This is a genomic window from Nonomuraea sp. NPDC051941, from assembly GCF_044593615.1.
Genome location: NZ_JBIUCF010000020.1, coordinates 61,422 through 73,374, shown reverse-complemented (window position 1 = coordinate 73,374; position 11,953 = coordinate 61,422). Strand labels below are relative to the sequence as shown.

General features: G+C 71.3%; 10 protein-coding genes and 1 riboswitch. Of the genes, 8 read left to right on the top strand and 2 right to left on the bottom strand.

Going from position 1 to position 11,953, the window contains the following annotated elements:
- Nucleotides 1–94 precede the first annotated feature (94 nt).
- The 5 genes from ACIHFD_RS30970 to ACIHFD_RS30950 all read left to right on the top strand — a co-directional run bounded on the left by ACIHFD_RS30970 (nt 95) and on the right by ACIHFD_RS30950 (nt 6,633).
- A complete protein-coding gene (locus ACIHFD_RS30970) occupies nt 95–1,588 on the top strand; it encodes an ATP-binding protein (protein ID WP_397369872.1) in 1,494 nt (497 codons plus the stop codon).
- Nucleotides 1,585–2,280: a response regulator gene (locus tag ACIHFD_RS30965; RefSeq protein WP_350726843.1), complete on the top strand. Its 696-nt coding sequence runs from the start codon at nt 1,585–1,587 to the stop codon at nt 2,278–2,280. Before ACIHFD_RS30970 ends, ACIHFD_RS30965 begins: the two co-directional genes overlap by 4 nt.
- A 72-nt stretch (nt 2,281–2,352) precedes the next feature.
- Entirely contained in the window at nt 2,353–4,389 is a 2,037-nt protein-coding gene (locus tag ACIHFD_RS30960; protein ID WP_397369871.1) for an N-acetylneuraminate synthase family protein, read from the top strand.
- A 28-nt stretch (nt 4,390–4,417) separates the two neighbouring features.
- Nucleotides 4,418–5,398 (top strand): glycosyltransferase family 2 protein, encoded by a 981-nt coding sequence (locus ACIHFD_RS30955; RefSeq protein ID WP_397369870.1) that lies wholly within the window; start codon nt 4,418–4,420, stop codon nt 5,396–5,398.
- Nucleotides 5,398–6,633 carry a polysialyltransferase family glycosyltransferase gene (locus tag ACIHFD_RS30950; protein WP_397369869.1) on the top strand — a complete coding sequence of 412 codons (1,236 nt, stop codon included), beginning with the start codon at nt 5,398–5,400 and terminating at the stop codon, nt 6,631–6,633. The genes ACIHFD_RS30955 and ACIHFD_RS30950 overlap by 1 nt, the downstream gene beginning before the upstream one ends.
- A gap of 288 nt (nt 6,634–6,921) precedes the next feature.
- Here the strand turns inward: ACIHFD_RS30950 and ACIHFD_RS30945 are convergent, their stop codons facing one another.
- Nucleotides 6,922–8,082 (bottom strand): DUF6716 putative glycosyltransferase, encoded by a 1,161-nt coding sequence (locus ACIHFD_RS30945; protein WP_397370001.1) that lies wholly within the window; start codon nt 8,080–8,082, stop codon nt 6,922–6,924.
- A 2-nt stretch (nt 8,083–8,084) separates the two neighbouring features.
- Nucleotides 8,085–9,029, bottom strand: a complete 945-nt coding sequence (locus tag ACIHFD_RS30940; RefSeq protein ID WP_350726835.1) for a hypothetical protein — start codon at nt 9,027–9,029, stop codon at nt 8,085–8,087.
- 97 nt (nt 9,030–9,126) lie between these two features.
- On the opposite strand from ACIHFD_RS30940, the gene ACIHFD_RS30935 reads away from it, so the two are divergent.
- The 3 genes from ACIHFD_RS30935 (at nt 9,127) to ACIHFD_RS30925 (ending at nt 11,876) form a co-directional block, all read left to right on the top strand.
- Entirely contained in the window at nt 9,127–9,948 is an 822-nt protein-coding gene (locus ACIHFD_RS30935; RefSeq protein ID WP_364247214.1) for an aldo/keto reductase, read from the top strand.
- A 19-nt stretch (nt 9,949–9,967) separates the two neighbouring features.
- Complete coding sequence (locus ACIHFD_RS30930) at nt 9,968–10,921, top strand: Gfo/Idh/MocA family oxidoreductase (RefSeq protein ID WP_364247212.1); 954 nt, start codon at nt 9,968–9,970, stop codon at nt 10,919–10,921.
- Between the two features lie 117 nt (nt 10,922–11,038).
- Nucleotides 11,039–11,176: riboswitch (cyclic di-AMP (ydaO/yuaA leader) on the top strand.
- Between the two features lie 13 nt (nt 11,177–11,189).
- Nucleotides 11,190–11,876: a CHAP domain-containing protein gene (locus ACIHFD_RS30925; protein ID WP_397369867.1), complete on the top strand. Its 687-nt coding sequence runs from the start codon at nt 11,190–11,192 to the stop codon at nt 11,874–11,876.
- The last annotated feature ends 77 nt before the right edge of the window (nt 11,877–11,953 follow it).

The window sequence follows — 11,953 nt, the reverse complement described above, 5'->3', positions numbered from 1 at the left end:
CGGTGATGGAAATGACCTTCTAGACGCCCGAGTATGCGCCTCACAGTGACATAGGTCACCATTGAGTAAGTTTCGTTCACAGGGGAGATGTCAGATGCGGCGCTGGAGCCTGGCGGGCCAGATGCTGGTCCTGCAGCTGCTCGTGGTCGCCGTCACGGTGGCGGGCCTCGCGGTGCTCGCGCTCGTGCAGGCGCACGAGCTGCTCACCGACGAGGCGAGCAGCAAGGCCAGGGCCGTCGCGGTGAGCGTGGCCGCCTCGCCCAGCGTGCTGGCCGCCCTCGACGACCCGAACCCGTCCGTACGGCTGCAGCCGTACGCCGAGCAGGTACGCCACCAGACGGGCGTCGACTTCATCACCATCATGAAACCCGACGGCACCCGCTACACCCACCCGAACCCCGCCGAGATCGGCAAGCACTACCTCGGCCACACCGAGCGGGCGCTGGCGGGCGAGACGTTCACCGAGACCTACACCGGCACACTCGGCGAGTCCAGGCGGGTGGTGACCCCCGTCATGTCGGACGGCCGGGTCCGGGCGCTGGTCAGCGCGGGCATCACGATCAACAAGATCAGCGCCAGGGTCCGCGACCAGCTCGCCTGGGGCGGCCTCATCGTCGCGCTCGCGCTCTCGCTGGGCGCCGCCGGCACCTGGCTGGTCACCGCGCGGCTGCGCCGCCAGACGCACGGCCTCGGCCCGGTGGAGCTGGGCCGCATCCACGAGCACCACGACGCCGTCCTGCACGCCGTCCGGGAGGGCCTGCTGCTGGTGGGCAAGGACGGCACGCTGACGCTCTGCAACGACGCCGCCAGGATGCTGCTCGGCCTGCCCGCCGACGCCGAAGGACGGCACGTGGACGAACTCGGCCTCTCGGAGGTGCTGGCCGACGACGACGAGCGCGTCCACCTGGTCGGCGACCGCGTCCTCGCGGTCAACAGCGCCGCCAGCCGGCTCGGCACCGTCGTGACCGTGCGCGACCACACCGAACTCCAGGCGCTGACCGGGCAGCTCAACGCCGAGCGGGACTTCGCCGACTCGCTGCGCTCGGCCGCCCACGAGGCCGCCAACCGGCTGCACACCGTCATCACGCTGGTGGAGCTGGGCCGTACCGAACAGGCCGTGGCGCTCGGCACGGCGGAGCTGCGCGCCGCGCAGGAGCTGACCGACCGGGTGGTCGGCGCGGTACGCGAGCCGGTGCTCGCCGCGCTGCTGCTCGGCAAGAGCGCCGAGGCCGCCGAACGCGGCGCCGAACTCGTGATCAGCCAGGACAGCGAGCTCGACGACCTGGGCCTCGACCCGCGCGAGCTCGTCACCATCGTGGGCAACCTGATCGACAACGCCATCGAGGCGGCCTCCCGGGTGGAGGTCCATCTCAGCGCGGGCGGCGGCGAGGTCCTCATCAGGGTCGCCGACAACGGCCCCGGGCCGGCCGACCCGCAGGCGTTCGCGAAGGGCTGGACCACCAAGGGCGACGGGCGCGGGCTGGGGCTGGCGCTGGTGGGGCAGGCGGTGCGGCGGCTGGGCGGCACCATCGACGTGAAGGGCTCGGTGTTCACCGTGCGGCTGCCGGTACCGGAGCGGGTGCGATGACCATCTCGGCGCCGGGATCGGGCGCGAAGATATCCGTGCTCGTCGTGGAGGACGAGGAGATCACGGCCGAGGCCAACCGCATCTACATCGAGCGGACCCCGGGCTTCGAGGTGGCCGGCGTGGTCAGGACCGGCGGCGCGGCCCTGCGGTTCCTGCGCGGCAACCCCGTGGACCTCGTCCTGCTCGACCTGTACCTGCCGGACATGCACGGGCTGGAGGTGTGCCGGGCGATCCGCGCGGGCGGGCTCATGTGCGACGTGATCGCCGTCACCTCGGCCCGCGACCTGGCCATGGTGCGCTCCGCGGTCTCCCTCGGCATCTCCCAGTACCTGCTCAAACCGTTCACCTACGCGACACTCTCCGAAAAGCTGACGCGTTACGCCCGGTTCAAGGACGAGGCGGGCCTGGCCGTCGGACAAGGGGACGTGGACCGGGTCCTCGGCACCCTTCGGGGCAGCTCAGAGCTGCCGAAGGGCATGGCGCGCGACACCCTCGACACGGTCGCCGCGAAGCTGCGCGACAGCCCCGAGGGCATGGCCGCCCAAGCCGTGGCCGACGCGATCGGAGTGTCCCGCGTGACGGCCCGCCGCTACCTGGAATACCTGGTCGAGCTGGGGGTGGCGGCCCGCATCCCGCAATACGGAGGAGTCGGCCGGCCAGAACTCCTCTACCGGATCCCCATGGAAAGTTAATGATGGTGACGCTGGCCGTTCAATCCGGGCCTCTAGCTTCTGGTGCAGTCCGATGCACTGAGGAGACAGATCTTGCGAGTCCTGGCCGTAGTTCCCGCCCGCGGAGGTTCGGCGGGCGTACCCCTGAAGAACCTCGCCCTGGTCGGCGGCGTCCCGCTGGTCACCCGAGCGGTACGGGCCGCCCGGCGGGCCGAGCTCGTGGACCAGGTCGTGGTCAGCACCGACCACGCGGGCATCGCCGAGACCGCCCGTGAGGCGGGGGCGATCGTCGTGGAGCGGCCCGAGGAGCTGAGCGGCGCGACCGCCTCCAGCGAGTCGGCGGTCCTGCACGCGCTCGACGCCCTCGGCGAGGACCCCGAGGTCGTCGTGCTGGTGCAGTGCACCAGCGCGTTCATCGACCCGGAGAACCTGTCCGAGGCCGTACGCAAGGTGCTGGACGGGGAGGCCGACTCGGTCGTGTCGGGGCTGCCGACGCACGAGTTCCTGTGGACCGCCGCCGGAGGCGGCATCAACCACGACCCCGCCGTCCGGCAGCGCCGCCAGGACCGCGACCCCGAGTTCCGCGAGAACGGCGCCTTCTACGTCATGCGCACCTCCGGCCTGCGCGAGCACGGCCACCGCTTCTTCGGCCAGGTCGCCGTCCAGCAGGTGTCGCCCAAGCACGCCGTCGAGATCGACAACCCGGATGACCTGGAGCTGGTGCGCGCGCTCGCCCCGTTCATCGACGAGCCCGAGCCGATCGACGTGGACGCCGTCATCACCGACTTCGACGGCGTGCACACCGACGACCGCGCCTACGTCGACTCCGACGGCCGTGAGATGGTGCTCGTCAGCCGCTCCGACGGGATGGGCATCGCGCTGCTGAAGCGGTCCGGGGTGAAGGTGCTGGTCATGTCCACCGAGCACAACCCGGTGGTGGCCGCCCGCGCCCGCAAGCTCGGCGTCCCCGTGCTGCAGGGCCTGGCCGAGAAGCGGACCGTGCTGCGCGACTGGCTGACCATCGAGGGCCTCGACCCGGCCCGCGTCGCCTACGTCGGCAACGACGTCAACGACCTGGGCCCGATGGGCGAGGTCGGCTGGGCCATCGCCACCCCCGACGCCCACCCGCGCGTGCGCGCCGCCGCCAGGGTCGTGCTGACCAGGGCCGGCGGGTCCGGCGCCGTGCGCGAGCTGTGCGACCGCGTCGTGGCCGCCCGGCCCGAGCCGCCCGCCGCCGAGGTCCGCACGCGGCCCAGGCTCGGCCCCGTCGCGATCGGCGACGTCCTGGTCGGCAACGGCGAGCCCGTGTACGTGATCGGCGAGATCGGCATCAACCACAACGGCGACATCGACATCGCCCGCCGCCTCATCGACGTGGCGGCCGAGGCCGGTTGCCAGGCGGTCAAGTTCCAGAAGCGCACCCCCGCGATCTGCGTGCCCGAGGAGCAGAAGGGCCAGATCAGGCAGACGCCGTGGGGCGAGATGACGTACCTGGAGTACAAGGAGCGGACCGAGTTCGGCTACGACGAGTACCGGCAGATCGCGAAATACTGCGACGAGCGTGGCCTGCACTGGTTCGCCTCGCCGTGGGACGTGCCCTCCGTGGAGTTCCTGGAGGAGATGGACGTCCTCGTCCACAAGGTGGCCTCGGCCAGCGTCGCCGACCACGAGCTGCTGCGGGTCCTGGCCGCCACCGGCAAGCCGATCATCCTGTCCACCGGCATGTCCACGCTGTCGGAGATCGACGCGGCCGTCGAGATCCTCGGCACCGACAAGCTGATCATGATGCACGCGACGTCCACGTACCCGCTGCCGCCGGAAGAGGCGAACCTGCGCACGATCACCACGCTCAAGGAGCGCTACGGCGTGCCCGTCGGTTACTCCGGCCACGAGCGCGGCCTGCAGATCTCCCTGGCCGCGGTCACGCTCGGCGCGGTCACCGTGGAGCGGCACATCACGCTCGACCGCACCATGTGGGGCTCCGACCACGCCGCCTCGCTGGAGCCGGCCGGCCTCGAGCACCTCGTCCGTGACATCCGCATCATCGAGCAGGCCATGGGCGACGGCGTCAAGCGCGTCTTCCCCGGCGAGGAGGCTCCCAAGGCCCGCCTGCGCCGGGTGACCGTCTGACCTCGTCCGCACTCTGGAGAAACCACTCTTGATCACTCTCTCGGTCGTCGTGCCGGTGCTGAACGGCGAGAAGTACATCGCCGACACACTGTCGTCGCTCTGCCGCAACGCCCGGCACGACTTCGAGTTCATCGTCGTCAACGACGGGTCCACGGACGCCACCGCGGACATCGTCGACGACTTCACCCGCGACCTGCCCGGGCTGACCATGCTGCGCAACCCGGCCCCCGTCGGGCTGGCCGACGCCCGCAACACGGGCCTGTCGGCCGCCTCCGGCCGGTACGTCACGTTCATGGACGCCGACGACTGGCTCGCCCCGGGCTACCTGGCACGGCTCGTCGAGGCGATCGACGGGCTCGGCTGCGACTTCGTACGCGCCGACCACGTGCAGGTCGAGGGCCGCAAACGGGTCGTGCACCGCGCCCCCATGGCGCGGAGGGGCGTGGTGCTCGACCCACGGGAGGCGATCCTGCCCGCCGGCGTGCGGACCATGGTCGACTACCCGTACGCGTGGGCCGGGATCTACCGGCGCTCCCTTCGCGACCTGCTGCACTTCCCCGGCTCCCTGCACACCGCCGAGGACCGGCCGTGGATCTGGCGCCTGCACCGGGAGGCCGCCACGTTCGCGGTGGTGTCGCTGGCCGGGGTGTTCTACCGCCGCCTGGTGTCCGGGTCGCTGACCCAGGTCGGCGACGAACGCCAGCTGCACTTCTTCGACGCGTTCGACCTGGTGTTCAAGGATCTCGAGCCGGAGTTCCTGCCCAAGGCGGTGCGGAACTTCTGCGCGCTGCTCGCCCACCACCTGGAGATCGCCGACCGGTTCACCCCGGCGCTGCGCTCCCGCTTCGAGGAGCGCGGCGCCCACATGGTGCGCGCCCTGCCCGCCGAGCTGGTGTCGGAGTCGGTGGCGCGCATGTCCGTCGAACGCGAGACCACGCTGCGGGCCCTGGTGCCCGACCTGCCGCCCAGCCCGCACGTCCGGGTCCGCCGCGACCGGGAGGAGACATAGTGAAGGTCTTCTACGCCTCGACGCTGTTCGGCGCGATGTCGCTGGCCGCCGCCATCGACGACGGCCGCTTCGGCGACGGGCGCCGCGTCCTGATCGTGTCGAACAACGCGGCCATCCCCGAGGTGACGGCGCCGCTCGACAGGTCGCCCGGCTTCGCCGTGCTGCGCTCGCGCTTCGACGCGGTGCACTCGTGGAACGACCTCATCGCGCCGCTGCACCCCTCCGACTGGCGCGCCCGCGTCATCGAGGTGCCGATGATGGAGCGCCTCATCGGCTCCGTCTGGGGCCTGGACGGGGTCGAGGAGCTGGTGCTGGAGTCCATCGCGGTGCCCCCGGCCCGGACCATCGCCGGGCTGGTGCGCGACTGCCCGATCACCGTCTACTCCGACGGCCTGATGAGCTACGGCCCCACCCGCGACCCGCTGCCGGCGGAGATCTACCGCCGCATCGGCCGCCTGTTCCACCTGGACCTCGTGCCGGGCCTGACCCCGCTGCTGCTCAGCGAGTACGACGTCGCACCCTCGATCCTGCCGGACGAGCGGTTCATGTCGGTCGTGCACGAGGTCACCGCCACCGCCCCCGACATGCTGCCCGGGCAGGCGATGATCCTCGGCCAGTACCTGTCGGCCCTGGAGATCGTCACCCCGGAGGAGGAGGCGGCGCTGCACGAGACGATGCTCAAGGCCCTGGCCGCGCGCGGCTACACCGACATCGTCTTCAAGCCGCACCCGGCCGCCGGGCGGCGGCACGCCCAGCTCCTGCGGGCCGCGGCCGAGCCCCTGGGTGTACGGCTGTCGGTGGCCGCCGAGAGCGTGCCCGCCGAGGTGTGCTTCGCGGCACTGCGGCCCGAACTCGTCGTGGGCTGCTTCTCGACCGGGCTGCTGACCGCGCAGCGCTACTTCGGGCTGCAGGTGGCCGCGTACGGCACGGAGATGGTGCTCGACCGGCTGGCGCCGTACGAGAACAGCAACCGGATCCCCGTCACGATCGTGGACGCGCTGCTGCCCCGGCTGTCTCCGGACGGCGGCATCGAGCACCCGACGGCGGTGGACCTGCGCGGGCTCGTCCGGGCGGTGGGCTACTGCATGCAGGCCGAGACGTACCCGGAGCTGCGGCCGGCGAGCATCGAGTTCGACTCCCGCTACTTCAAGCGCAAGCGCCTGGAGACCCTCGGCCTGGTGGCCCGCCCCACGGCGCTCACCCGGCTGCGCCGGAAGATCCGCTCGGCGATCTGACGTCTCTCCCCCGAAAGGCCGCAACCCCGACTCCGGGGTTGCGGCCTTTCTGCGTGAGGTCTCCGGCCACCGCGCTTCCCAGGGGACCGCAACCCCGGGCGACGGGAGGGACCCTCTCCCGCCGTCCGGGGTTGCGGTCCTTTCGGGGGAAAGGAGCGCGAATGGCCGCGCCCCAGGCGGTCCTTCGGGGAAACGGGCGCGCGTGAGCCGCACCTCAAGCGGTCCCTCGGAGGGACGGGCGTGCCGCTCAGGTGGGGCGGTGGGCTCGCCGGGTCGGGAGGGCGGCGGTCAGCCGAGGGCCTTGAGGTAGCGGCGCATGCGGCGCTTGGCCCGGTAGCCGGCCCGCAGCATCGACGGATGCACCTCCACCCGCAGCCTGGCCCGCCGCCGCGCCGCCGCGTGCTCCGGCCCGTCCAGCAGCGATCGGACCGGTACGCGCGGCCCGCCCGCCACCAGCCCGGCCAGCCGCCCGGCCCAGTCGTTGTGCGCCGGCGGGTGGAAGTAGTTGGCCTCGCACCACTCGGGAGAGGCCGCCCGGAAGCCGCCCTTCGCCAGGTCGTCGAGCGTGCCCAGCAGCCCGCTGCCCTCGAACACCAGGTTGATCATCTCGGCGCTGACGCCGAAGTCCTCCAGCACCAGCGACGGCACGCCCAGCGCGATCGCCTCCAGCGCCGCCGTCGAGCTCACCGTGACGAACCCGGCCGCCCGTTCGAGCTGGTCGTGCATCGACCCCGCCGCGAACTCCACCCGCCCCGGCTCGCCCATCTCCCGCCACAGCCGCTGGTAGTGGTGGCGCTCGTTGTGCGTCTGCCGCTCGTCCTCAAGGGCCCGCAGCTTGACCACCACGTCCAGCTCGGGCCGCAGCCGGGCCAGCTCGGCCAGCGCCAGCAGGATCCGCTCGCGGTCCTGGCGCTCCCGCGGCACCTTGGCCTGGGTGGCGAACACGACCCGGTTCCCGCCCCCGGCGACCACGTCGGAGCGCAGGAACGGCAGCCTGGCCAGCCCCACCGCCCCTCCCCCGCCGAGCCGGCCGGCGATCTCCGAGAACTCGGCCACCTCACGCTCGCTGTGCACCACGAACAGGTCGCACCCGCTGCGGAACAACCACGCCTTCTCCGTCGCCGGCACCGAGATGCCCGGCAGCCCGCTCACGAACACCGGCCGCGGCCGCAGGTCGCCGAGCACGTCGGCCACCAGCACGTCCACCACCGGGCCCGTGCAGGCCACCAGCACCACGTCCGGGCGCATGCGCTCGGCCAGCCGCCGCACGGACCGCGCCGACACCACCGGCGGCGGCTCCAGACCGCCCACGGCGGCGGCGATCTGCTCCGGCGACGGCGCGATCGGCGTGCGCACCACCACGAGCTCCGCCGTGTCGCCGGGGGGAAGGTCGCCGAGCAGGCAGGCCGCCCACTTCAGATACGAGTCGGAGTCGGCGACCGCCAACACTTTCAACCGGACACTCCTGTCAGATGCGAGCGAAGGGCGGGGGCCGCCCTGCTGGTCCACCAGTCGTCAGGAACGTCCACGGGCTCCACGGCGACACCGCGCGGGCTGAGCAGCACCCGCAGCGAGGTGATCGCGGTCGAGGGCAGGCTGAGCACGCGCTGGCCCGCGTCCAGGCCGCGCAGCGTCAGCTCGGCCGGCGCGCCCACGTCGTGCACGGTGATGCCGGGGCGCTCCCTGATCAGGGCCACGTCCACGGGGTCCTCGCGGCGGTGCGGGTAGTACGCGAGCGGCTCCTGGGCCGCCAGGTCCGTCAGCCAGCGCAGGTAGTGGTCGCGGTGCACGAGCCCGTTGCGGACGAGCGAGGTGCCGAGGACGACCGTGCGCTCCGCGGGCCCCTCCGCGCTGGGCGGCTGGGCACGCAGCCAGTCGAACTGGTGGCGTACCAGGTTGATCCCGGCCTGCCGTACACCGTCCGCCAGGGCCTCGTCCACGGGCAGGGCGGTGAAGACCGACACGTCGCTCAGGCGCAGCCGCAGCGCGGCCGCCAGGCCCAGCACGGAGCGCAGCTTGGTCGGCTGGGCCCTGGCCCGCAGCAGCGGCCGGTACGGCCCCGCGGCCAGCAGCTCCAGCAGCCGGAGCGTGGCCAGCCCGTCGTCCACGATGACGATGCGTCCGGGACGCGAGGTGAGCCAGCGCACCTGCACCCTGCCGGAGAAGGCGTCACCGACGGCCTGCACGCGCCTGGGCATGCGCTCACGCGGCTCCGCCAGCTCCAGGCCGTCGGGCAGCCCCAGAGACCTCAGCTCCCGACGCGTGGCCTTCAACGGCCTCAGACCGGCGCGCGGCACGACCACCGTCTCGGGGCCGAGCACGCCCGCGTAATGGGCCTCGACGGCGCACAGCATCTGGAGCGGTGACTCCACCCAGGCCGACGCCTGTTCGACCACTCCTGTCCTCCCAGCCGGGTGATGGCCCGTTCACGACCGCTTCAAGCTAGCCCCGCCGCCTTAAGCCACCAGAAACGCGACGTGAACAATGGAGAGTATGAACTCGCTCATGCTCAACACCGACGGCGTGCAGATCCCGCAGCTCGGCTACGGCGTCTGGCAGGTCCCCGCCGACGAGGCCGCGCGGGCCGTCACGACCGCGCTCAAGGCCGGTTACCGGCACGTGGACACCGCCGCCGCGTACGGCAACGAAGAAGGCGTGGGGCAGGCCGTACGCGAAAGTGAGCTGCCGCGCCGGAAGCTGTTCGTGACCACCAAGCTGTGGAACGCCGACCACGGCCGCGCGGAGGCGGCGTTCGACGAGTCCCTGGCCCGCCTCGGCCTCGACTACATCGACCTTTTCCTCATCCACTGGCCGGTGCCGCAGCAGGACAAGTACGTGCAGGCGTGGAAGGCGATCGAGAAGATCTACCGTGACGGGCGCGCCAAGGCCATCGGCACCTCCAACTTCAGCATCGCCCACCTCACCCGCCTCATGAACGAGACCGACCTCGTGCCCTCCATCAACCAGATCGAGCTGCACCCGTACCTCCAGCAGCGCGAGCTGCGCGCCTTCCACGAGGCCAACGGCATCCTCACCGAGGCGTGGAGCCCGCTCGGGCAGGGCCAAGGCCTGCTGAACGACCCCGCGCTGGCCAAGCTGTCGGACAAGTGCGGCAAGACGCCCGCGCAGATCGTGCTCCGCTGGCACCTGCAGCTCGGCCACGTCGCGATCCCCAAGTCGGTCACCCCGGCGCGCATCGCCGAGAACATCGGCGTCTTCGACTTCATCCTCGACGCCGAGGACATGGCGGCCATCGGCGCGATGAACAGGGGTCAGCGGATCGGACCCGACCCCGACACGTTCAACATGACCTGACTCGTCTACGATCGCCCGCGTGCGGGATTTTGCGTGGGGCATAGCGGCGACAGGGAATATCGCGCGGACCGTCGGGGCGGCCATCGCGGCCGAACCGGGCATGCGGGTGGCCGCCGTCGGATCGAGGAACCTGGGGCGGGCGCAGGCACTGGCCGCCACTCTGGGGGCGGAGTCCGCGTACGACTCCTATGAGCGGCTCTGCGCCGACCCGGCCGTGGACGCGATCTACGTGGCGACGCCGCACGCCCAGCACCTGGAGGTGGCCGAGGTCGCCATCGCCGCGGGCAAGGCCGTGCTGTGCGAGAAGCCGCTGGCCGCCACCGTGGACGACGCGGAGAAGATGGTACGCCTGGCGCGCGAGGCGGGCGTGTTCCTGATGGAAGCGATGTGGATGCGGTTCAACCCGCTCGTCCAGAAGATCGCGGCCGACGAGCGCTTCGGCGACCTCCGCTCGGTGCACGCCTCCTTCGGCTTCGCCAAGCCCTACGACCCGGAGCACCGGCTGTGGGCGCCGGAGCTCGGCGGCGGAGCGCTCCTGGACCTGGGGATCTACCCGTTCGGGCTGGCCCAGCTGATCCTCGGCATGCCCTCCGACCTGCGGATCACCGGCACTCTGGCGCCCAACGGCGTCGACGCGGAGGCCGGCGGCGTGCTGCTCTACCCCGGTGGCAGGAAGGCTCTCGTGGAGACTTCGTTGCTCGGGAATTACCCGAACCATGCCAGTGTTGTAGGGACTCAGATGCGGGCGGACCTCCAGGCACCGTTCTGGGCTACGCCGCGGATTCTGCTCTCCGGGCCCTCCATGGAGCCGGAGGAGTACATCCTCGATCCGGCCGACAACGGGTACGCCGGGGAGCTCCGCGAGGTCCGGGCCGCGACGGCCGAAGGCAGGACCGAAAGTTCGATCATGCCGCTCGACGAATCCCTTGCCATGATGGGGCTTCTGGCCGAGGCTCGCAGGCAGGTCGCCTAGCTGGGCCTTTATCGATTTGTAACGCTCTTGCCTTATGCATTACGTTTGAGGCATTCTTGAGGCATACGTCCGGTTTGTCCGGACTTGTCCGACCATCGCAAGACACATCACAGGAACGTCCTGTGACCGCTGAATCCGCCCTCGGGCGGAACCGGGGACCCACGTCCTTTGGGGTGAATCGGCACTTCGGTGCCGTAGGGCAGCTTCCACGTCCGAACCCGTCAGCTAACCCGGTAAGCGGCATGGAAGCAAGGAGTAAACCCCCTCGATGGCCAACATCCGCTTTACCTCCGCTGCGAAGACCAACATCGCCCGCGCCCTTCTCGGCGCCACCATCCTCGGGACCGCGTTCGGCGCCCACATGACCAGCGCCACCGCAGCGGACAAGCAGCCGATCGGCACCGTCGCCGGCACCGCCACCGTCGCCGACCACACCGAGCGCTCGCGCGAGGCCAAGGTCAGCGCCACCGCCGGCGAGGTCCTGGCCCTCGCCAAGTCCCAGGTCGGCATCACCGAGAACGCGGCCGGCGGCGGCACCAAGTTCCAGCGCTGGTACGCCAACTCGCAGCGCGCCGCGGAGACCATCGCCCGTGACGGCGGCAGCCGCGCCGACTACCTGAACGCCGCCTGGTGCGCGATGTTCGTCTCCTGGGTGGGCGATCAGACCGGCGCCCGCTCGCAGATCGGCTGGGACGCCTGGACCGTCGCCCACGCCAAGTGGTTCCAGGCCAACCACCGCTTCGGCACCGAGGCCAAGCCCGGCGCCATCGTGTACTTCTCGTGGAGCGGCAGCAAGAACCTCAACGACATCAAGCACGTCGGGTTCGTCGAGAAGGACAACGGCGACGGCACCATCTCGACCGTCGAGGGCAACACCGGCAACGGCAAGGTCGAGGAGCGCGTCCGTCCCAAGTCCCAGGTCGTCGGCTACGGCTACCCCCAGTACCGTTCCTGACCGGACCGTCCCCCTCCAGGCTGGACTTCCCCCAGGCGCCTACTGACCGGACTCCCCCAGGCAGCTCCTGGCCGGCC

Bases quoted from the DNA above. Each gene is read 5' to 3' on its own strand.
- ACIHFD_RS30970 (WP_397369872.1), top strand. From the start codon at position 95: ATGCGGCGCTGGAGCCTGGCGGGCCAGATGCTGGTCCTGCAGCTGCTC.
- ACIHFD_RS30925 (WP_397369867.1), top strand. From the start codon at position 11,190: ATGGCCAACATCCGCTTTACCTCCGCTGCGAAGACCAACATCGCCCGC.
- ACIHFD_RS30935 (WP_364247214.1), top strand. From the start codon at position 9,127: ATGAACTCGCTCATGCTCAACACCGACGGCGTGCAGATCCCGCAGCTC.
- ACIHFD_RS30965 (WP_350726843.1), top strand. From the start codon at position 1,585: ATGACCATCTCGGCGCCGGGATCGGGCGCGAAGATATCCGTGCTCGTC.